Genomic DNA, 21,820 nt, shown 5'->3' on the forward strand with positions numbered 1-21,820 from the left:
CGGCTTAATCCATATCCAGGTCGATGTCTTGACCTTCGCGCAGCAGGTCATACACCACGTCAACCAATGCGGCCATGCCCTGACGATCAGACTTGAGCACCTGGGTGGCCAGCTTCTGATGGCTGGACAAAGCACGTACCACCGCTTGCTGAACAGCGCCGGGCAAGTTGCCTTTCATGGCCTGTTCGCGGGTGTTGCTTTCCACCTGAGCCATCACCACATCGCTTTCGCCGGCGATTGAAAAGATCTGATTCACGAAGGCCACCTGATCCTGAATCGGCGTTGCCTCACCAAACAGGCTGTTGAGCCGCTCAATAATCTCTTTAACGAATTTTGGCTTGTCGCCTGCCACACCACCACCGCCTGCACCTACCGGTTGCAGTACCGGGGTTTCGCCTTCGTCCTCCGCGTTATCTGAACGAGCATTGATGTCAAAACCGGTGAGCACCAGGCCGGTCAAGTCCACGGTTTCAGGTGCTTCGTGCAATAGACGCTTTTGCAAGAGCTTGGCGAAGGCGGCGAAGTTCTCCAGCTCCGGGTCGCCAAAATCAATCAGTTGGGCGATATAGGAGTAGGTACGACAAAAACGCCCCAAATCCGACTTGAAGCCGATCAGCGCCTTGATTTGCTCGGCGTACTCATCCTGATGGTGATCGGCAGACTTCATACCCGCCTCATCACCTTTGGCGCGGGCCTTCTCAAAAGCCGCTTCCCAGGTCGCCATGCCATCGCGCAGCATCTTCATCTTGTCGTTATACAAGGCCGTCGCTCCAGCAGTGGCGGCATACAGCGCCTTGTGCTGTGGCGATTTGGTATGGGTGATGTCGCGGATGGTCTTGAAGCGTGCTTCCTTGAACGCAGCCAAGTCCTTCTCGTCGTACAGGCCGTGCTCGTCCAGGCGCTCCTTGATCTCGTAGACCACATTTAGGTCTTGCACTTCGTCGATGTGAGCACCCTTGTCATAGGTGGTAAAGGCCTGACGCACGTTCTCCGGGTCGTTCACAAAGTCGATGATAAAGACCTCATCCTTACCGGGCGCAGTCCGGTTGAGGCGGGCGAAGGTCTGCACAATCTCCACATGGTTGGCGATTTTCTTGTCCACATACATGGCGACCAGTTTGGGCTGGTCAAAGCCGGTCTGGAACTTGTCGGCCACCAACATCACCCGGTATTCAGGGCGGTCAAAGGCAAAGCGCAAATCCTGCCCTTGGACATCCGGGTTCATGTTCTGCTCGGTGAACTCCTCGCTCTCATCGACCGTAAACACATCGTCCTTAAACTCACCGTCATCCTGGTGCATCACCTGCTTGCCGGTCATCTTGCCGGAGAAGGCCACCAGTGAATGAATAAAGCCGTACTCGCTGTGCTGCTCGATATAGCGGTCAAACGCCTTCTTGTAGCGAATGGCGGCGGCCCGGGAGCTGGTGACCACCATGGCCTTGGCCTTGCCATCCAGCCGATGGGCGACGTTCTTGGTGAAGTGCTCAACGATAAACTGCACCTTCTGGGTCACATTGGTGGGGTGCAGGGACATCCACTGTGCCAAGGCGCGTTTGGCGGCCTTGCCGCTCACCCGCTTGCTGTCTTCAACCTGCTTGGAAAGGTTGAAGGCCGTTTTGTAGGGCACATAGCCTTTCAGCACATCGAGAATGAACTTCTCCTCGATGGCCTGGCGCATGGTGTACAGGTGGAAGGCTTGTGGCGGGTTATCGTTCGAGGCCGGCTGGCTCGGGTCTGTCGGGCGACCGAATAGCATCAAAGTGGAGTGCTTCGGCGTACCGGTAAAGGCGAAATAGCTGATATTGTCCGGACGGGCGCGGGACTTTTGCAGTTGTTCCAGCAACTCATCCACCGTCATGGTGGACATCTTGCCTTGCCCGCTCATTCCCAGTGCGGCTTGCAGCTTGGCGGCGGTAGCGCCGGTCTGCGAGTTATGCGCCTCATCAATGATCACCGCAAAGTTTTTCCCTTTCAGGGCTTTGTCGGTGATGATGGCTTCCATCGCATAGGGGAAGGTCTGAATCGTGACCACCACAATCGGCGTTCCAGACAACAGAGCTTCCGAAAGCTGCTTGCTCTTGGACTTGGACGATTTCTGCCGGTCGATGGCGGCGATCACGCCAAACTGGTGGTCAATCTGCTTCACCGCATCCTGGAGCTGGCCGTCCAGCACATTGCGGTCGGTGACAATAATCACGCTGTTGAATACCGCGTCGCCGTTGTCTTCGCGCAGCTTCACCAGATCATGGGCCGTCCAGGAAATGGTGCTGGTTTTGCCGGAACCGGCGCTGTGGTCGCATAGGTAGGTCATGCCCGCACCGTTCTGGCGAGCGTCGGCCAGCATCTGGTTCACTGCCGTCCACTGGTGGAATCGCGGGAAAATCAGGGTTTCTTTCTTTGACCAGTTGCCCTGAATATCCACTACGTCCTTTGTCTCTACGTAGACAAAGCTATGGAAAATCCGCAGCCAGGCGTCCGGCTTGCATACCGCCTCCCAGAAGTAGGCTACCGGGTATTCCTGGGTACCATCGGCCTTGATCTCACCGGGCGGGTTACCCGCATGTACCGTGCCGCTTTCGTCCTTGCGACCCTTGTTGAACGGCAGGAAGAAGGTATTTTCCCCGTCCAGCTTGGTTGCCATCATGATTACGGAATCGGACATGGCGAAATGCACCACCGCGCCACGCTTGAAGGTCAGCAGTGGTTCCCTGCGTTTGGTCTTGGGATCATACGGCAAGCGGTCATTTCGGTATTGATCCATCGCCGCTTCCGCCGACTGGGTAAAGTCGGTTTTAAGCTCCACCGTCGCCACGGGAAGACCATTGATAAACAGCACCAGGTCAATGGCGAACTCACGAGCGGGGTGATACTTCAGCTCGGGCACCACGCGCAGGATGTTCGCCTGATAGCGCTGGATCACCGCTTCATTACGCTTGTCTTCCGGCGCGGCCTCGGTCATCTCGATCAGGCCGCAACCGGCAATGGAAAAGCCCTGGCGCAGCACCTGCATGGTGCCTTGCTTTTCCAGCGCCTTGTCCAGCCGCGCCATCAGCACCTCAAGGGTCTTGGCCCCGTTAAGCCGTTCCAGCTTGTCCCACTTTTCCTGCTGGCCGCTGGTCTTGATCCAGCTTTCCAGATCTTCGGGATACATCGCCCGTTCGTTGTCGTAGTGCTGGGTGTCGCCTAGCTTCCAGCCCTGCTCTACCAGCCGGTCAATGATGTATTGCTGGAAGTGTTTTTCCTGATGGGCGGATGCCTGCATTATTGTTCTCCTCGCAAATCAATCTGGCCGGTCACAGCGGCTGTGATAAACGCGGCGCGGCGCTCTTTGAGCAGGGTGATACTGCGCTGGGTCTTATCAATCAACTGCCCAATACGCAGTGTTTCACGTTCAATGTGAGCAAGAACTGCATTTTGCTCTTCCAGAGGAGGGAGGCACACGCGCACATCTCTGAAGTGATCCCAATAGAGCCGCATTCGGAAATCGGCGATGCCGCGAGAGAAACGCCGCATCTCTTCTATGGCCATCGGTGTGCGCAGCAAAAGCTCAATGTATCGCGTTATAAAATCACGTTTAGGGCGAGCTACAACATAAGCTGGACTGACAAGCCCCTCTACACGCACCGCACCAAACGCACCTTGCCACGCACGCATCATGTTGTAGGCAATATCACCCGGAAGTACCCGCTTGTATTTCGTGCGGTCTTCGATCTGGTACGTCTGTCGATCCCTGTCTTCAGGTCTCAGCTCTTTGTCTGTGATTCCATCATGGATGGAAATGGAGAGAATCGGCAAATCGGCAACGCCAACTCTGTTCGCCTCTTCGAACAGCGTAGCGACCTTAAAATCCTGCCAATGCGCCGGCACCTGCCCAATCCATTCCACGCCAGAATCCTTCATTTTCACATTGGGATTTAGCCCCTTTGTGACAGCATGAGTAGATAAAGCCTGACGCTTTTCTTTAAGCAGGTTGATAAAGCGAGTTTTCTTTTGGATCAGCGCGTCAATACGGCTGGTTTCGCGGTCGCATTCATTGGCCAGCAATCGAGCCTCGTGCTCGGGCGGAAGAGCGACTGGGATGTTGCCGATGGCGTCTCGCCCCAAGCCATAACGAGTGATTCCCGGCGACTCAACAAAGAAATGTGCTTTCGTTGTGTGTGACTGTATCAGACGGTGAAGAAACCTTGCTCTGTCGTAGTCCCCTGCCCGAATAATCGTGAGGTGGTATCCACAGACGACTCCAGGAATTTCTTCGGCGACGAGCGCTGGAATACCTATATCTGTAGGGTCTTCAGAATCCTTGGTGATAATTATGTCTCCACGCTGGAGCTCAAATTCATCTATCTCACCATATGTTGCAGTAGCCTCCATAAATGATGACAAGCCGGGACTGATAAATTCGTTGTAGTAAACATCGGTGTAGTTACAAAGCAGTACAGGGACACCATCCTCGTATGACTTTTTATCGACATTACTGTTGCGGAACTCACCAACAAAGCGAAGGCGAGTATTTTCCCAGTGCTCTGGGATCGGCCCAATTAATTCAACGCCGGAATCCTTATAGGCTGGATACGGTTTGTAGTGACTCATTCGGTCGCCACCTCGGCCAGCAGCTCGGCAATTTCCGCTTCCACCTGTTTCAGCTCTGCGTCGATGTCGTGCAGTTTGCGCGGCGGCTGATATTTGTAGAAGAAGCGGTTGAAGTTGATCTCATAGCCGACGCGGCCCAGTTTGCCATCCTTCGAATCGGTAAAGCTCACGTCCAGATAGGCGTCCGTGACATGGGGCAGCACTTCGCGGGCGAAGTAGTCATCAATGTCCTCCACGTAGGGAACATTTTCGTAATCGGTCAAATCCGTATCGGGCACCAGGTTGCCGTTGGCATCCGTGACTGGCTCGGCTTCCGGGTCTTTATGGCCAAAGGCGTTGATCAGTGCAGTGGTCAAGTTCTTGTTGGCTTTGACCTTGAGTTTCTTGGCTTCCTCGGACTTGATCGCGCCCTTGGCAAAGGTATCTGCCCAGCCATAGGTCTGCGTTTGCCCGATCAGCGGCTTGAGGGCGTCGCGCCAGAATGCCTGATGCGCGTCAGAGAGCTTCTCCCAGGCGGCTTCGGCTTCCAGACGATCCATTCCTGCCTCATCCAGTTGCAGGGTCATGCGAAGCGGGCGCAGCACCTTAATACGGCGATAGCCAAAGGTGCGATAGTCCAGCATCAGGGAAAGCTCAGCAGTTTCCCCTGCTGCGTAGATGTCCAGAATCTGGCGGCGTTGCTCATCGCTGACAATACGGCGCTTGTTGCCCTCGTTTCGGATTGAAGTCCACAGGTCAGTGGCATTGATCAACTGCACCTTGCCTTTTCGCTCGTCCGGCTTCTTGTTGGACAGAATCCACAGGTAGGTGGCGATATTGGTGCGGAAGAACAGGTCCGTAGGCAGGGCCACAATGGCTTCAATCAGGTCTTTTTCCAGCAACCAGCGGCGGATTTCCGATTCACCGGAAGCGGCACCGCCATTGAACAGCGGCGAACCCGACAGCACGATAGCGGCGCGGCCACCGCCGTTGCTCGGCAGTTCCAGCTTGCTGGCCAGGTGCATCAGAAAGAGCATGGAGCCATCGCTGATTTTCGGCAGGCCCGGCCCGAAGCGGCCTAGTTCGCCTTTCTTATGTTCCGCTTCGACGGCGCTTTTGTCCTTCTCCCATTTCTTCCCAAACGGGGGATTGGACAGACAGTAGTGGAAGCGTTCACCGGCAAACTGGTCGTTGGACAGCGTACTGCCCTGACGAATGTTCTTCGACAGATCACGGCCAGGGTCGGACTCCAGGCGGCGGATCAGCATACCAGCCACACAAACCGCATGGGTTTCCGGTTCCAGCTCCTGCCCGTGCGGCACCAGGACCGGCGGTACCTTGTCGCGGCCACCGTAATCGCCCACATGGTTCATGGCATCAGTGAGGAACCCACCCGTGCCGCAGGTCGGGTCATACAGGGTACGAATCAAACCGGGGCTGGCCTCAAACAGGGCGTCATCCGGGTCAAGCAAAAGCGCGGTCGCCAGGTGAACGATGTCACGCGGCGTCATGAAGTCCTCGGCCCCTTCGTTGACCTCGGCACCAAAGCGGCGAATCAGGTGTTCGTAGATGTTGCTCATCACCCGATCCGGCACCACCTCAGGGTGCAGGTCGATCTTGGCGAAGTTCTGGCAAATCTTGTATAGCAAGCCAGCCTTCTCCAGTCGGATCACGGTATTGCCGAACTCGAACTCCTCGAAGATAGCGCGGGCGTTATCTGAAAACAGGGCGATGTAGTCTTCCAGATTGCGACGCGTCTTGGTGCTACCGAGGGTGCCAAGGGAGTATTCTGAGGTGTTGTAGAAGGGGTATTCAGCGGTTGAGCGCAGAATGGTGTCCAGCTCAACATCGGCATCCTTGAAAGCGGCGTATGCATCTCTCACCGCCTCGCGGGTCGGCTCCAACGCACACTCCAGGCGGCGCAGCAAGGTAAACGGCAAGATGATCTTGCCAAAGTCCGTATGTTTGAAGTCGCCCCAAAGGTCTTCCGCGTTCTTCCAAATAAAGTCAGCCTGTGAAGCTGCCGATCCCGTAAATTCGTTCATTCTGGCCTCCAACCACCTTTTGCACGAAACGCTATCATGATCAACTGGTGATCATCAACCACATTTTGCACAAAAGGGGCTGAATTCCATTTCCGAGCTAAATCTGCGATCCTACCTCAGAATGCAAATAGCCGTAATTTCTCTTTCAAACCAGCAGAACCGGACATTTCGCGTCATTCACGCTGAACCGGAAGAAAGCATTCATATCCAGGGGTTAGCTGGTACTGGCAAAACCCACATGATTGAACGCCTAGTTGATTCGCTGTCATCATTTCGCCCACTCATGTTGGCTTACACCTCTGTACAGCTTGAAGCCCTGATGCAGAGGGTAGGTGCCGGGAACGTGAGAGGAATGACTTTCGGAAATCTTGCCAATTATGTAATTGATCGCTGTTTGGGCTATTACAAGCCGGGAATGCGGTCATCACCTCGCCATCAAGTTCCACCGGAACAAATCGCTTCCCGATTAGGTTTTGGACCAATAGGCAGGCTGAACCCAGCCCAAATAGCCATAACCTGCGGGAGAATGGTCGCCTCTTTTTGCAACAGCACTGACCTTACCCTGTCAGAGCAGCACATTCCCAAGGGATATAACCTCGATGCTGTAGGTCGCATGGCACTGGTCGGGTATGCGCAAAATATGTGGAATCAAACCGTAGAGCCAACAGATCCACGCCTTCAACTTCCGCTTCGTGGGTATCACCGAATCAAGCACATGACGCTTCTTCATGAGGCGATGATTGGCCGCGAGTTCACCCACATAATAGTTGACGAGGCACACGACCTAAGCGCTCCACTTGCAGCGTTCCTCGACCGCTGCATGCAACCCGTGATTACCTTGGGCGATGCATACCAGCGCCTCGATGGAGCTTTTTTCAAACGAGCTAGTACACTCCGTCAACACGAAATCACACACTCTATTCGAGCTGGTAAGCAGATCGAGAATGTAATAAATCCCCTCATCGACAAACATCCGATACTCAAGTTAGCTTCGCTCGAAGGCAACAGAGGGATTGAGACAAAAGTTATCTACTACGATTCGCCAGAAGTCCCAACCGGAAAAGTGACGATACTGGTTGATTCTGAGTGGGGGTTATTTGAGTGGTTTCAGCGCTTAGGTAGTGCAGGCGCAAATTTCAGCCTACTACCTGGCTCGGTCAATACTTTTCGCCGCTTCATTCTTGATTGCGTTGGCTTGTACTATGGTCATGAAAGACCAACGCACAGTGCTATTTTCAAGTACACGAGTTGGGATGATCTTAGGGCTGACATGGGCAGCAAAAATAGTAGCTTTCAACGTATCGACCGAATGCTCAGCAAAGGTTACAGCACTGTCGAGTTCGAGGCTTCACTGCGTAGCCTCGATGTAACAGGTTCGGCCCCGTTAAAGCTCGGAAGGGTCATCGACGCACGCAACTCTGAAATCGACGCGGTGATGCTCGCGCCTGATTTGCTTAATCAAATTGGGCCTGGAGATCGTATTGCAGCGAGCAAAGCGTTTGCAGCCCTCTACACTGGGGGATCACGAGCCCGACACAAACTTATAGTTCCGGGCTATCTGCGGGATTGGGCTACGGATACATCAAAAGCTGCAAAAACCCAGACCACCGAGTCTTCCTGAAATCCACATGAGCCATACACCCAAACTGAGCCTCTAGTCAGGCTGATGCTCTACCTGGGAAATTGTTAGGATTTAGGTGTTACAGAAATGCAAAAGCCCGGTTAAAACCGGGCTCTGCAAGTCCCTCAAAAGGGGATAAAACACAGGTGGCTCAGGGGCTACGGAACAGACAATTTGGTAATTACTTCTCTGGTGTCAGCCACCAAGTCGGCTGGAGCCACGGATTCATCACCAAAATCATCAATGCTCAACCAGCGTTCGAGCAATGTTTTCAGATGATCTATTTTGCTTGGTTTGTCACTGACTTCCCCCAGACAGATGAGCGCTCGTTGCTTGGCATCAGCCAATTCCGGCGTGTCGCACGGGTCTGGATCAAGCCAGTTGGCGTAGTGTAGATCGCGCATAGCTTCAGTGACGGATTCGAGTCGTGCAGCAATTCGGGCGTGTTCAACAGACATAAAAAAGCCTCGTAGATGGTGTTAATACCAACCTACAAGGCTTATTAAAAATCCCAAACGAAACCGGCACCTAGCCTTACTTGGTTGGGCTGTTTTTCGCGTTCAAAACTTCTTGCTGCAACGCAAAGTCATCTAGCTCTCTGATATAGCCGCTGTCATTGAGGTCAACGGAGTTCGTGGCTAAGCCAAGCTCGTCAATCATCTGAAGTGCAGCACCGCTTTGACGTACCAGCTGTATCGCTTCGCTGCTCGTGAATTGCTTATAGGTTGGCCCATCAAGATCTGCAATACGCTTTGTATGATGGAGCCGGTCGTAGTGCTTCTGCTTTTCGTTGTGGCTCTGAAAAGTCTTCATGCCTTCGCCGCCTGCTTGATTAGCTTTGAGCATACTTCTCGCTGCATAACGTCACGAGCAGCCTCGATCACAACCAGTTCAGCTGGAGTTGGGGGCTCCCCACAGTCAAACCACTCATCAAACCGCGAAAGAGCGTCGTTCATTGCCCGGAACGTGTCGCTACCTTTAGGCGTGCCGTCGATTAAGCGCTTCATTTTCACCAGGCACACCTCAGTTAATCCCGGGGGCTTGCCTGCCGCGTCCCAGCGCTCCTTAAGAAGGTCGTGCAATTCAGTCAGTTGTTTTTTCACAGCTCAGATCCTCGGTTGAGATTGAACCTTCACCGTAAATCTGTTTTGAAAAATCCCAAGCAGCACAAAAAACCATATTCCAAAAGCGAATTAGAAAACCGCTTTATATAACTTCGTTTAACAAAGTAGGTCGTTTCGCCAGATGTTGCATTCATTTCCGAGGCTTAACTCATAGTCTTTCGGATATCTTGGGTGTATTTCTGCTAACCAAGCCGTTGCATCAAGAATAGCTAGCTCTGTTGCAAATATTTCGTAACAACCATCAAGCTCTTTGTCGCTCGCCTTTAGCGCGTAGCTTCACCAGCCAACGTGAAGCGCTGTCGGTCAAAACTCTCCAGCCGACTGATTTAGTTAGTCAAATAGGGAGAAGTTCTTCCTGGAAAGTGAAATAATGGCTAGCTGCCTTTATCAGGAGCGAGGGCGCTGGAAAAGATAGCACCATCCGTGTATTAGTAGAGGATCCGAGCCCTTAGTTTTTAAGGAGCTCAATAGGAAGAGTATTAAGCAGGAAGCAGCTAATGCCAAAAGGCGATGCAATCATCATCGGGATCAATCCCCGGGAAGCGAACCTCAAGAGAAAGCTGCGCGAACATCTGCACTCCTTAGGCTTCACGAAAACGGATGAGGGGGCTTTACGAGCCCCGGGTAATACCAAAGACGCGATCCGCACCCTTCACAGCGCCCAGCGTGAAGAGCGACTTCTTGCGAGCGAGAAATTCGTGTCGCGGGCTGGGGGGAAGCTGATGCAGTTCTTTGCATCGGGCAAAGATGTGAACCCTGAGAAGATTTCTCCGGTTTTGGAACGGGTTTCATCAGATACTTGGCAGGGCGATTTATTCAGGCTCGCTGCCTTGTCCTGGTCTGTGCCGGTTTCAAACGGCTTCGGCAGACGTCTGCGTTACCTGGTTTGGGATGAAAGCAACGGCAAGCTCATGGGGCTTATCGCGATCGGTGACCCTGTTTTCAATCTGGGAGTTAGAGATAAATTCATTGGCTGGGATATCCATGACAGGGGGGCTCGACTAGTCAATTTGATGGATGCCTATGTTCTTGGGGCGATCCCACCTTACAACTCGCTTCTTGGAGGCAAGCTGGTCGCATGCCTGCTTCGTAGCCGTGATATTTACGACGATTTTGCGAAGGCCTATGGAACTTCGACAGGGATCATCTCGCAGGCAGAAAAGAAGGCTCGCCTACTGTCCATCGTCACGACATCATCGATGGGACGATCCTCGGTCTATAACCGGCTGAAGCTGGATGGCACTCAATATCTCAAGCCAATTGGTTATACCGGTGGCTGGGGGCATTTTCACATCCCCGATTGGTTGTTCATGGAGATGCGTGACTACCTGCGTCACATCGACCATACATACGCCGACCAGCATGGTTATGGGCAGGGGCCCAACTGGCGCTTGCGGACCACACGCGCTGCGCTTACGGCATTAGGGTTCAAGGATGATCTGATGCGCCACGGTATTCAACGTGAGGTCTTCATCTGTCAGCTTGCATCCAATGCAACAAAAATCTTGCAGTCTGGGAAGGGTAGGCCTGACGTAAGTTCGCTTCTGTCTGTAAGCGAAATTTCCGGCCTGGCGTTGGATCGATGGATGATCCCGCGATCTAAGAGTACACCGGAATACCGAGGATGGACGCCGACTGACCTGATTGATTTGTTTGGTAGTCAAGCTCAGATTCTTCGCACCGAGGCTAAGCGAGAATTGATGCTAGGCAACAGTTGCGCGTACTAGGGACGCAAGGGGAAGTGCGTTGGAATACGCCGTTAACAAACTGTCGAACAAGCTAGAGTCCGCTGCGCAGTCGTCGGGGATTGGGTTGTTCATTTGCCCGTGCTGTAAAGCGATGGTGATTTTTCGCTCGGGAGCCAAACGAAAAAAACACTTTGGCCACTGGCCCGGTTGGGGATCACCAGAGTGCGAAAACTTTATCTCGAGCCAATACGGCCAGAACTCAGAAGGTAGTGTTCTCACCACCGTGATCAGACGCCGTATGGATCTGCGCTTAATGATTACCAGGGGACAGCGTGCTGCTTGGTGGCTGGAGTTGGCGGTACCTGCATGCCGTGTATGTGACGCCACCGTCACAATCGACGTGGGAGGAAGGCTCCAGCACTTAGATATGCGCGGTCTGGCCAAGGGGGCCCGGGTGACGGCTGAACTTTCCGTCGAAAATTATCGCATCGTATCCTATAGCGACCGTGCCGATCCTACTTTTACGGCCAGTATGGATCGCGAGTGCCCGGGACTTCCATCCTCGGGAGCTGCTGTCTTTTCAGCGTCAGGGCGCGAAGGAGCAACCGGATTTCCTCGAGCGCAGGAGCTCAGAGGTTGGGAAACATACGCTTTTTTGTGGTGTGAAAATTCCGCTCCAGTTTTTCCTGATGAACTCGTACTCGATAGGTTTCAGAGCAGGGAGGGCTGGAGCCTGGCTCTTGTCACCCTCCCAGAAAAGCCCACTGAAGAATGTATGGAATGGCTTCGCGATTTTACGGGGCTGCTGGTAAATCCACCCGCCCCCTCCATTACCCCGATATGGCCGTTTCTTACGAGAAACTCGAGCCTTAACGCTATTGAATGCATTCAGTCGCCTGCGGTACTGCTGTCGACACAGATGATGCCTCCAGGACAGCAGGACAAAGGGCCGACAATGCAAGTGCACGGAGGGGGAGAGCGCCTTTCTGCCACCGGGATTGAAAAGTCGCCAGCGTTCTTTGTTTTGGCAACCGAGAACACCCAAGATTTCCGAGTCGCAAAGGCGGACTACCCCGACATCGAGAAATTTATCTCCTGCACACTTTCGCCGTACCAAAATCAAAAGTTGCCGGCTGTAGAGATTGTATTTAGGGACCGGGAGTTGAAACAACACGTCATCCCTTTGCACCAAAAAAAATGCAGGACCTTTGTCATGGCTGCCAGAGCTCAGACAATGGAGCTTGAGTATCTCTCCATGCCACCCGGCTGTAATGGGCGACTTATTGCCGACAAGTCCTCACAGCGCAGTGAGATCTTACTTTTTTCCGGCGACACAGTGCCTGAACACAGCCAGCATAAGCGCCTGCTTCCACCAGAAGTGCAGACCTTGCTCATTGCGCACCTGGTCGATCCGACATGCCATGTCGACATCAACTTCGGTGGATTCGGGCGGTTGCACGTTGCCGGCGATTTTTCCAGCAGACCTATCAGCGAGACCTTCGTTACCCTAGGTCCTTCGCTTCGATCCAGGCTGCTCAGCTTCATGGTTCAACTGCAACCAATTGGCCCAATCGCCGTGGTTTCCGATGACTATGCGCTGGTTAGAATCTTCGCTAGCTTGAGACCCCATCCACAACTTATTCCGAATTACCGTACGCTGGTGAAGGATGTCCTCGCCCGCGGCTTTGAGCTCAATCTGCTAGGGGAAGGAGTCTCGTATGAGCTACCAATATAGCCAGGAGGCAAGGGATCGTATCTCTGCGTTCGGACAAATTGCGATTACTGAATTCATTGAGGAGATTCCTCATGGTATTCGTAAAATTTTTTATGATCATCAGCCGGCAATCCAGGGATTCCGGCGGGGATCTCCCCCCGAGTTCAAGGAAAAACAAAAGCGTTTGGTCGGGCATCTCATTCACACTCAGCCTGGGCAAAAAGGGGCTGCCGACTGGAGCACATTTGCCAAACTGTGGGAGGCGTGGGGAAAGAATCGATTGGGCGCAACTTTTCCTGCTAGTGACATTTCATCGGATACACCGGACGCTGGGCCCGTTTTTTTAACTGGCTTGGCAGAGCTTTTCCCTGACGCAGCCAGGGAAAATCTGGAACGTCTGTTGGACTTCAGTGGCTTTGCAGATAGTCCCGAAACTCAAGTCGCACTCGGACGTTTTCGTCCAGCATCGACGCTAGCTCGTGATCTTATGATCGATGCGCTTCCGGGACGGTTGCATAAGATTGAAGGTTACTTCGACATCGCTGAGGCCTCGGCCGAAGAGGTGGCGGAGCGAATTGATAAACTTGAGTCCGAGACGGACACTCTGGCTAAAGGCATTGCAGACGTCGTCTTGAGTGTCGAAAAAAGTCAGGGTGATGTTAAAGAATTTCGGGCTGCACTCGAACGTATCGCTGAGCGTGCCAGTGGACTGGAAAATGTTGTCGACGCACTTGGCGATGCAAGGCAAAAAACCAAAGAAGGAATCGCCGCCGCCGACGCGCGAGCCGATCAGTTCCAGCACAGTTTGGAGGCCCTTACAGAACAGAGCCGCGCGTGGGACAAAACTCAGGCGGAGGTTCCAGCGCTCAAGCAATCAATCGATGCTCTCTGTGCGCAGGAGCTCGAGTGGAACCACGCCGTCGCGGCAGTCAGTCACTTGGCTGACCGGATCGATATTTTAGAAGCAGCCATTGCAAAGGGAAGCAATGGCACGCCGACCAAACCACAGGTTCGGCTTTTTGAAGTTGAGTCTCCGGGGCCGATTGTAGAGATCCAGTCTGTCAAAGGCGCCTGTGAGTTGATTGCATGCAACCTTCAGGCTTGCGGAATTATGAAAGGGGCAGCGATTGCCACAGCCCGCCAGATATTAGCAGCGCTGTCCGCGGGGCAGATGGTCCATTTCTCGGGCTCGATTTCTGACTTGGTGGCGGATGCCGTGGCAGCAGCTATTGGCGGTCAAACGTTTCATGAGTGGCGTGTACCGGTCGGATTAGTATCCGATGATGCGGCGATTGATTGTCTAGAAGTGGTCTCGGAAACCTCTGGTTGTTTGCTGATGAAGGGAGCAAACCGTTCAGCTTTTGAGGTCTATGGTACCGCGATTCGAGACGTCGTTACGCGTCGCCAATTCTCACTACCAAGCTTCCATCGTCTCTCGTTAATAGCCGCGTGGACACAGGGCCCTGCCACGTTCCCTGATGGCGGCACGCTTGCGGAGATCGGTCCGGTTTTTGATACGGATAATTTTTCTATGCGTGGGGTATCCGCCAAAGTACCCGAGCTTAAGTTTGGCCACCTGGTGCGCAACTCTTGGGATCAGATTGACGGTTTTGACGATGACTCACCACGAGCACTTGTCTCTGAGCTGAAGGACCTCATCGAAGAGAGCTCGTTTGTCCCCGGCAACCTTTGGAAAAGGATGGCCGACCGTGCCTACTCACGTCTGCGGACTATCCCCGGCGGGTCATCAGAGGAGGACCTGCATTCGGTATTGACGTTGTGGGCTCTCCCTTGGGCGAAGGCAGCAGCCGGTCCCGTTGAGGATATTGCTCGTATTGCGGGTCGGATGTTGGCCGAGTTGCAAGCCGAGGCAGAAACCTGAGGGGACGCAGATGAAGTGGCAGGCGATGTCCCACGAAGGAACGCGAAAAATTCTCGCGGCAGGTATTCGTTGTAGGGTTGTGGGTGAAGGGCTTCGTATCGCTGCGATAGCCGAGTGTCTGCGAGCGGCGTCGTACCTCGCTTCTGCACCGTTCGCTGGCAATTGCAATTGGGAGCCCGCTGCCTCCCTTAGCTTGACCAGTATGGTCCGAAGGCGGCTATCACCACTCTGGCCAGATATTGCAGAGGATACTGATGCTCGCCCTGGTGTGCTGTCGGTCTTGAATAGCTTGGGCGAGTTGGGTGACTTGGTCAGACTTCAAGGCGGAAACTGGCTGACACCACCAGCACATGCCATCAAAGCTGACAACGACAGCGCAGTGATATTAGGCGGCGGTCCTATAGAGACACTCCCGCTCAACATCCGGACACAAGCCGCAGGTAGGGTGCGACTTGTCGATGCTATCGCCTGTAATGATTGGATCGACGTCTGGGATGTTAGCGAGTGGATTGGTGCGCCTGCCGAAGGGCTCGAAGCTTGGTCTATCCGACTGATAGCAACGATGAAGTCGCGGTTCACCGACGTGCCCAGCGAGTTGGGTGAGATTGCTATTTACGATAAAGGTAGATGGGGAGCCCTGGCGGAATTGCCCAACGCTGGAGGGGTTTTTCTTTCAAAATGCCAGACAGGTCCGGTGGCCTCACATTTTATCGGGGATTATTTCCGTGGGCGCATTCGCAAAATGGCGTCTCTCGATTTTCAGGATGCCAGACGGCTCCGTTTTCATTTGGACGCCCACGCTGGTCGCCCCATGAGAGTTAAGGCGGTGACCTCTCAGGGTTTTGTAAAACTTCGATTAGACCGTCGGTTACCCCAGCAGGAAGCGAAAGCTCTGTTGCTTGGTTGGCAAATACCCACGCCTGAAGGCCAGCACCCTGGCGTGACGTATCACGTTTTACCTATAGAAATGCTATCCATCGTGCGCACTGCGCTCGACGGGTTAGGCGTGGTTTTGGATGAGCGCTGCAGCGCAGAAGGAGGGAACCAATGAGTGTGAAGTCCACGTTGACTGAAGCGGCAGGCGTCCATGAGACCGCGAGCAGCTTGGCTGATAGCCTAAGACAATATATCGAGGCTCAGTATCACATTCTCGATGAAGGTCTCGTCAGGGAGCGACGCGCGCTTCTCCAAGCGAATGAAACTATTGCTCAAACACCATATGTAGAGTCAACGCCGGTCTATAAAGTGGGAACTCCCTACAAAGACTTGCCAATACCACAGGCTGCCTCAGATGCATTGACCAAATTGTCGATGATGGGGCTTGGTCTTTACCCCCTGCCGTATGAGCACCAATCACAGGCGCTCACCTCATTCCTCGGCGATGAGGCTGCTGACCTGGTGGTGGCAACCGGTACGGGCTCGGGCAAAACAGAAAGCTTTTTGATGCCGGTCATTGGGAAACTAGCAGTAGAAGGCGCCGAGAGACCTGAGTCTGCTGCTTTGCCCGGTTGTAGGGCGATGTTGCTGTATCCCATGAACGCCCTGGTGAATGACCAACTCGCACGTATCCGTCGAATACTCGGTGATCCTGAGGCAGCAAAACTGCTGGCGAACGGTAGGAAAACACCGATCCGCTTTGGCAGCTATACCGGTAGGACCCCATATCCGGGGCAGCGTTCTTCCACGCGAGACGAGCAGTTCATCAAGCCGCTCTTCGAGGAGTTTTATAAAAAAGTGGCCAAGATCCCGGCCATCCAAAAAGACTTGGCTCGTATTGGCCGTTGGCCGAGCAAAGATCTTGATGCTTTTTACGCGGATGATGCGGTAGAGACCAAAACCTATGCCTCCGGGAAGAAAATCGGCAACCAATTCATTTCAAAAAACTGGAAGGGGCGGCTGCTAACTCAGCCTGGTGACCGTGAGCTCATGACGCGGCACGAGATGCAGGCACGCTGTCCTGAACTGTTGGTGACGAACTACTCCATGCTCGAATACATGCTCATGAGACCGATTGAGCGTGGGATCTTCGAGCAGACGAGAGACTGGCTAAAAGAAGACATCCGGAACGAGTTCATACTCGTTCTGGATGAGGCGCATATGTACAGAGGGGCTGGAGGTGCTGAAGTCGCGCTTCTCATTCGCCGCCTATGTGCCCGACTGGAGATCCCACGAGAACGCATGCGCTGCATTCTCACCAGTGCGAGTCTAGGCGTCGGCGGAACTGCCGTCGCGGATGGTGAACGATTTGCACGCGACTTGACTGGTTTGTTGGAAAGTTCCTCCCGCAAGGTCAGAGTTATTCAGGGGACGAGCGAGCAGCGTTCCTCGGTGCACACGGTTACCCATGAACAGATTGATGCCTTGGCGGGCTTTGATCTCGACGCCTTCCAAGAGGCAGCAAATGATCTCCCTTCTGCCCAAAATGCCGCTGCGGCGCTTGCTGGACAGCTTGGTTGGGAAGCTCCGCATGCTGGCGATCACTCATCATTTCGCGACTGGCTGTTTCGAAGCCTGACTGACTTCGGACCACTGGAAAAACTTATTACCTTGGTGTCAGGTAAGGCGATCAAGCTAGGGACTTTGAGCCAGACTCTTTTTGAAGGATGTCCTCTAGAAACAGCCGAAAAAGCTACCGACACACTACTCGCTCTGGGGAGTCATGCACAGCGAAGCTCAGATGGTCGCGTACTGCTTCCGACTCGTTTGCACCTATTTCATCGCGGACTGCCAGGGCTGTATGCTTGCGTGGATCCAAACTGTTCGAAGCGCTTGGGTGAGCATGGCGGACCTACCATTCTTGGCCGCCTTCACACTAAACCATTGAGTCATTGCGGTTGTGAGTCCAATGGTCGGGTCTATGAGCTGTTAACCCATCGAGATTGTGGCGCCGCCTTTATCCGAGGGTATGTCAGTGCTGAAATGGATTTTGTATGGCATCAGCCAAGTGGGCCGTTGTCCGAAGGCGGAACCCTGGACCTTATGCCGGTTGAAATTTTCGTAGAGGAAACTGCTCACCCGCGCAGTCGACACAGGGACATGTGGCTGCACATCTCTACTGGCATCCTCTCTGCGACATGCCCAGCGGTGGGAACCGGTTTCCGCAAAGTCCGTGTAGCAGATAAGGTCGCAGTTGGTCCTGATGTAGCTTTCGATAATTGCCCTGTCTGCATCCGTAGGACCAGAAGCTCCAAAGACGAACCGTCAAAGATCATGGACCATGTTACGAAGGGCGAAGCACCGTTTACTACGTTGGTTCGGACTCAAATGGCCCGTCAGGCGGCGAGTCGTGCTAACGATGCAAGACATCCCAACGGCGGTCGAAAAGTTCTCATTTTTTCCGACGGTCGCCAGAAGGCTGCTCGCCTGGCGCGAGATATTCCTCGTGATATTGAACTTGATGTTTTTCGTCAGTCTATAGCCCTGGCCTGCGGGAAATTGGAGAAGCTAAGGGAAGAGCCCCGACCAACGCAGACGCTGTATCTAGCTTTTCTTGCCGTTTTAGCCGGTCACGATCTCGCTGTATTTGATGGCACGGATGCCAAGAAAATTGAGGATGCGCGTAGCGTCTTTGAGCGTGATTGCGACTCCGATTTGGAGCAAGCGTTGGAGGATAGGTTCAACCCACAGGAGGCCCCCGCACGTTATCGAATTGCTTTACTCAAGCTCCTATGCGGCAGCTATTACTCGCTTTCAGGTACGACCGTAGGCTTTGTAGTGCCTGCGCGAGCAAAGCTCAAAAAGCTGAAGGAGGTCTTGAGTGACAAAGGGATTTCAGTTGGGGGCGAGGATCTACTTGCGCTCGCGGTTGGCTGGATTGATTCCATGCTTCAGGATTTCGCCTTCGACGCGACAATCGATAAGGGGTACCGCTATAAGGCCGCTGGATACTACAAGCCCGCGTGGGGTAGTAAGGGACAGTTTGACAAGGCTTTGAGAGAGGCACTCACTAGTCGTTGGGGCTGGGATACGTCCACCTATGAAGCTATGGAAGTCGCTTTCCGTGAGCAGCTAACCGATGAAATCGATGGTGCGTGGTTCCTTGCTCCTAATTCTTTGCGCCTCGTGATTGATCTTTCCCACATCTGGACTCAGTGTCCAGATTGCACCGCGCTGATGCCATTTGCGTTAGGCGGAAACATTTGTCTGTCCTGTGGGAGTGAAGGCGCAGTACCGATCGACCCCTCGACGAGCACCTATGTCACTGCACGCAAAGGTTTCTGGCGTCTTCCAGTAAAAGAGGCGCTCGAACCGGGAGCACGCCTCTCAAACTTGAGCGTGGAGGAACATACCGCCCAACTGTCGAATCGGGACCGAAGCAAAGTCCATGCAACCACTGAGTTGTACGAATTGAGGTTCCAGGACGTTCTTGTTGGCGCCAAGGATAGGCCCATCGATGTTCTTAGTTGCACCACCACTATGGAGGTAGGCGTCGACATTGGCTCACTGGTGGCGGTCGCACTGAGAAACGTGCCCCCTCAACGCGAAAACTATCAGCAACGCGCCGGGCGGGCAGGGCGACGAGGTTCTTCTGTCTCTACCGTGGTGACATATTCGCAAAATGGACCACACGACAGCCATTACTTCTTAAACCCGGAGCACATCGTCGCCGGTCCACCACGCACTCCTGAGGTCAAGGTAGATAACGCGAAGATTGCCCGCCGGCACGTGCATGCTTATCTGGTTCAGACTTTCTTTCATGAAGTGATGGCTGAGGGCACCAATCCTCCCGCAGAAAAAACCTCATTGCTTTTAAAGGCGCTCGGATTAACCCAGGACTTTTTTTATGGTGCCGATGATACGGGCCTCAATCTAGCGAGCTTTGAGAACTGGGTATCACGTCGAGTTCTCGCATCAGATGCGGATCTGAAAACCTCGGTACTGGCTTGGTTACCGCCTAACTTGGACACTCGCGGTTCTACTCTTGGTGAGTGGTTAGTAGGAACGGTTGAGGGCTTTCTGTCGACTCTGCGCGAGCTCGCTTCAGATGTACCGCCACCCATCGCGTCCAATGAGATTAGTGAGGAGGAAGCCGAGGTAGATGAAAACCCCGGAGCCGGTGTTGAGCAGAAGGAACTTTTGGAGTTCCTGTTTTTCCATGGGCTGTTGCCGAGTTATGCCTTCCCAACGAGTCTCTCCAGCTTTCTAGTCGAAGAGCGGAAGAGAAACTCAAATGGCAATTGGGAGATCCGTACGCTTCAGCGACCGCAGCAGGCAATTTCTAAAGCCCTTAGCGAGTACGCGCCAGGCCGACTAATCGTAATTGACAAAAAAACCTACCGATCGGGAGGTGTTTTTGCAGATATGCCCGCCGGCGAGGTGAATCGCGCTCGTCCTCTTTTCAAAAACTCTAAAAAACATGTTCACTGCGAAGCATGCTCATTTGTACGAGATCCCAACAAAGCTGGAGGTAATGGAGAAATCTGCCCGGTATGTAGTGGAGAATTGAAAGAGGAGACGATGATCTTGCCGGAGGTATTCGGCCCGGAAAATGCTCGAGATCTTCCAGAGGATGATCGTGAGCAGGACATTACTTTCGCCACCATGGCCCAATTTCCTCAACCTGTTGACCCTGAGGTGTTTACCTTCACTGAGTGTGGGCCTAACGCAAGCTTCACCCACGCGACCGACCGAACATTGGTGACAGTCAACCGGGGCAAGGAGGGTTCGCAACTTAGCGGATTTTCGGTTTGTGTCGACTGTGGGCATGCCACCGTATTCGATCAATATGCACCGCAAGCCGGAGTGCATATCCGTCCATACCAACAACTGGGTCCAAAAGGGACACCGCAGCACTGCGCTGGCGCATTCCGGCGAGTCTTGCTGGGACATGACTTCAGTACAGACCTTCTCTTGTTGAGGCTAAAGATTGCCGAGCCGCTGGTAACAAACACGGTTGACGTCGTGGTGTTGCAGATGCTCGAGGATGCATTGCACTCGATAGCGGAAGCGCTCCGACTTGCTGCAAGTCGGCACCGGCAATTGGATCTGGACCCTGCTGAATTCGGTTCTGGTTTCCGCATTGAGCCCGCGCTTAAAGACAACGCTCGAATGCTCGACATCTTTTTGTATGACACCCTTTCAGGGGGAGCAGGGTATGCCGAGGTCGCAGCTAGGAATTTGCCTGACATTCTCGAGTCGACACTTGCGCTTTTGGAAGGCTGCACGTGCGAAACCTCCTGCACTGAATGCCTAAACCATTTTCACAATCAGCACCTTCAAAAAAGACTCGATCGAAAACTTGGCGCACTTCTACTCCGCTACGCAGTATTGGGCGAGAAGCCATGTTGCTCTTCCCCTGACGAGCAGGTGGCCACACTGTCCCAACTTCGCTCAAGCCTCGAATTGGATGGTTTCCGTTGTACGCCAGTCGGAACACCAGAGATTCCCCTGCTGGTAGAACGGGATGGCCGGCGTGTTGCCATTGGCTGTTATCCAGGCCTCATTGGAACGTCTGAGTTTGTGCATCCTGTCAGGCACGCCGCAGATGTCAGCGACTGTCTTGAGCTGAACGAGTACTTGCTCAGGTTCAACTTGCCTGACGCACATCAGAGGGTACGAGCGACGTTTCATTAACTCAATGATCGGTTAGTCTTAGCGTCTTTTCTAACTGATCGATACCCGCCTGACCTAGAGTGCAGACTGCGCATATTTCGGGCGACTACTAAAAATGGGGGGATTAACGTATCAACAATCTAATTCACTAAAATGATCACCGAATCTTAAGACTAATCACTACTAGTGGTTTTTGCTTCACAATCCGTAAGGAATTCGCCGTCACCACTTTGAGTGCAGAATAAATCTATATGTTTAGGAGTGTCAAAAAACCATGAAATCAGAAGAGGCAAAATACATAATAATCGGTCGTTACAAAGCTGAAGCCTATCAAGTATTATCTAAACGTACTCGTTATCAAACACGCTTTCTCGACATAGCTGTAGCCAAAGGATTAGAGATGGAGCCTGTTGGTCGTTTAGCTGGCGCTTCGCTAGCTATGCCACAGTCATAACCAGAGCAGGCACCACATCTTCGCGAAGAGCAACACCAAGATGTGGTGGGTTATTTAATGGTACTGGTTTCTAGCGCCCGGTAATCGGCACGATGTGCACTTCATCCCGGCCGTCAGCCCGACAGGTCTATTTTGTTTTTAGCGGCGTTAGTTTAGGTAAAATTTTCGCAC

13 protein-coding genes are annotated in these 21,820 nt (G+C 53.3%); 7 read left to right on the forward strand and 6 right to left on the reverse strand.

Annotated elements, in window-relative coordinates; all coding sequences use genetic code 11:
- Positions 1-4 precede the first annotated feature (4 nt).
- Genes BM395_RS22135 through BM395_RS22145 form a run of 3 tightly spaced genes read right to left on the reverse strand, consistent with a single transcriptional unit; the run spans position 5 to position 6,614 of the window.
- Positions 5-3,262 carry a type I restriction endonuclease subunit R gene (locus tag BM395_RS22135; protein ID WP_090515696.1) on the reverse strand — a complete coding sequence of 1,086 codons (3,258 nt, stop codon included), beginning with the start codon at positions 3,260-3,262 and terminating at the stop codon, positions 5-7.
- Positions 3,262-4,590 carry a restriction endonuclease subunit S gene (locus BM395_RS22140; protein WP_090515699.1) on the reverse strand — a complete coding sequence of 443 codons (1,329 nt, stop codon included), beginning with the start codon at positions 4,588-4,590 and terminating at the stop codon, positions 3,262-3,264. The genes BM395_RS22135 and BM395_RS22140 overlap by 1 nt, the downstream gene beginning before the upstream one ends.
- The gene (locus tag BM395_RS22145; RefSeq protein WP_090515702.1) at positions 4,587-6,614 is read right to left on the reverse strand and encodes a type I restriction-modification system subunit M; all 2,028 of its coding nucleotides are present in this window, start codon (positions 6,612-6,614) and stop codon (positions 4,587-4,589) included. Before BM395_RS22145 ends, BM395_RS22140 begins: the two co-directional genes overlap by 4 nt.
- A 121-nt stretch (positions 6,615-6,735) precedes the next feature.
- On the opposite strand from BM395_RS22145, the gene BM395_RS22150 reads away from it, so the two are divergent.
- Positions 6,736-8,235: a DEAD/DEAH box helicase family protein gene (locus BM395_RS22150; protein WP_244529031.1), complete on the forward strand. Its 1,500-nt coding sequence runs from the start codon at positions 6,736-6,738 to the stop codon at positions 8,233-8,235.
- A gap of 158 nt (positions 8,236-8,393) precedes the next feature.
- Here the strand turns inward: BM395_RS22150 and BM395_RS22155 are convergent, their stop codons facing one another.
- The 3 genes from BM395_RS22155 to BM395_RS22165 form a co-directional block, all read right to left on the reverse strand.
- Positions 8,394-8,693, reverse strand: a complete 300-nt coding sequence (locus BM395_RS22155) for a hypothetical protein (protein ID WP_141124123.1) — start codon at positions 8,691-8,693, stop codon at positions 8,394-8,396.
- Between the two features lie 76 nt (positions 8,694-8,769).
- The gene (locus BM395_RS22160; protein ID WP_170860636.1) at positions 8,770-9,081 is read right to left on the reverse strand and encodes a hypothetical protein; all 312 of its coding nucleotides are present in this window, start codon (positions 9,079-9,081) and stop codon (positions 8,770-8,772) included.
- Positions 9,045-9,338 (reverse strand): hypothetical protein, encoded by a 294-nt coding sequence (locus BM395_RS22165; RefSeq protein ID WP_090515709.1) that lies wholly within the window; start codon positions 9,336-9,338, stop codon positions 9,045-9,047. Before BM395_RS22165 ends, BM395_RS22160 begins: the two co-directional genes overlap by 37 nt.
- A gap of 518 nt (positions 9,339-9,856) precedes the next feature.
- Here BM395_RS22165 and BM395_RS22170 point away from each other — a divergent pair.
- The 6 genes from BM395_RS22170 to BM395_RS22195 all read left to right on the forward strand — a co-directional run bounded on the left by BM395_RS22170 (position 9,857) and on the right by BM395_RS22195 (position 21,649).
- Positions 9,857-11,086 carry a Druantia anti-phage system protein DruA gene (locus BM395_RS22170; RefSeq protein WP_090515711.1) on the forward strand — a complete coding sequence of 410 codons (1,230 nt, stop codon included), beginning with the start codon at positions 9,857-9,859 and terminating at the stop codon, positions 11,084-11,086.
- A 19-nt stretch (positions 11,087-11,105) separates the two neighbouring features.
- On the forward strand, positions 11,106-12,782 hold the full coding sequence (locus BM395_RS22175) for a competence protein CoiA family protein (RefSeq protein ID WP_141124124.1): 1,677 nt from the start codon (positions 11,106-11,108) through the stop codon (positions 12,780-12,782).
- Positions 12,766-14,643 (forward strand): hypothetical protein, encoded by a 1,878-nt coding sequence (locus tag BM395_RS22180; RefSeq protein ID WP_090515716.1) that lies wholly within the window; start codon positions 12,766-12,768, stop codon positions 14,641-14,643. Before BM395_RS22175 ends, BM395_RS22180 begins: the two co-directional genes overlap by 17 nt.
- Before the next feature lie 307 nt (positions 14,644-14,950).
- Positions 14,951-15,694, forward strand: coding sequence for a hypothetical protein (locus tag BM395_RS22185; protein WP_170860637.1), 744 nt, complete (start codon positions 14,951-14,953; stop codon positions 15,692-15,694).
- Complete coding sequence (locus tag BM395_RS22190) at positions 15,691-21,216, forward strand: DEAD/DEAH box helicase (protein WP_090515722.1); 5,526 nt, start codon at positions 15,691-15,693, stop codon at positions 21,214-21,216. The genes BM395_RS22185 and BM395_RS22190 overlap by 4 nt, the downstream gene beginning before the upstream one ends.
- 253 nt (positions 21,217-21,469) lie before the next feature.
- Complete coding sequence (locus tag BM395_RS22195) at positions 21,470-21,649, forward strand: hypothetical protein (RefSeq protein WP_090515724.1); 180 nt, start codon at positions 21,470-21,472, stop codon at positions 21,647-21,649.
- Positions 21,650-21,820 lie beyond the last annotated feature (171 nt).

The organism is Pseudomonas marincola, assembly GCF_900116605.1.
Lineage (GTDB): Bacteria > Pseudomonadota > Gammaproteobacteria > Pseudomonadales > Pseudomonadaceae > Aquipseudomonas > Aquipseudomonas marincola.

Coding starts and splice junctions, on each gene's coding strand:
- BM395_RS22170 (WP_090515711.1), top strand. CDS start 9,857: ATGCCAAAAGGCGATGCAATCATCATCGGGATCAATCCCCGGGAAGCG.
- BM395_RS22150 (WP_244529031.1), top strand. CDS start 6,736: ATGCAAATAGCCGTAATTTCTCTTTCAAACCAGCAGAACCGGACATTT.
- BM395_RS22140 (WP_090515699.1), bottom strand. CDS start 4,590: ATGAGTCACTACAAACCGTATCCAGCCTATAAGGATTCCGGCGTTGAA.
- BM395_RS22195 (WP_090515724.1), top strand. CDS start 21,470: ATGAAATCAGAAGAGGCAAAATACATAATAATCGGTCGTTACAAAGCT.
- BM395_RS22180 (WP_090515716.1), top strand. CDS start 12,766: ATGAGCTACCAATATAGCCAGGAGGCAAGGGATCGTATCTCTGCGTTC.
- BM395_RS22155 (WP_141124123.1), bottom strand. CDS start 8,693: ATGTCTGTTGAACACGCCCGAATTGCTGCACGACTCGAATCCGTCACT.
- BM395_RS22190 (WP_090515722.1), top strand. CDS start 15,691: ATGAGTGTGAAGTCCACGTTGACTGAAGCGGCAGGCGTCCATGAGACC.
- BM395_RS22135 (WP_090515696.1), bottom strand. CDS start 3,262: ATGCAGGCATCCGCCCATCAGGAAAAACACTTCCAGCAATACATCATT.
- BM395_RS22160 (WP_170860636.1), bottom strand. CDS start 9,081: ATGCTCAAAGCTAATCAAGCAGGCGGCGAAGGCATGAAGACTTTTCAG.
- BM395_RS22145 (WP_090515702.1), bottom strand. CDS start 6,614: ATGAACGAATTTACGGGATCGGCAGCTTCACAGGCTGACTTTATTTGG.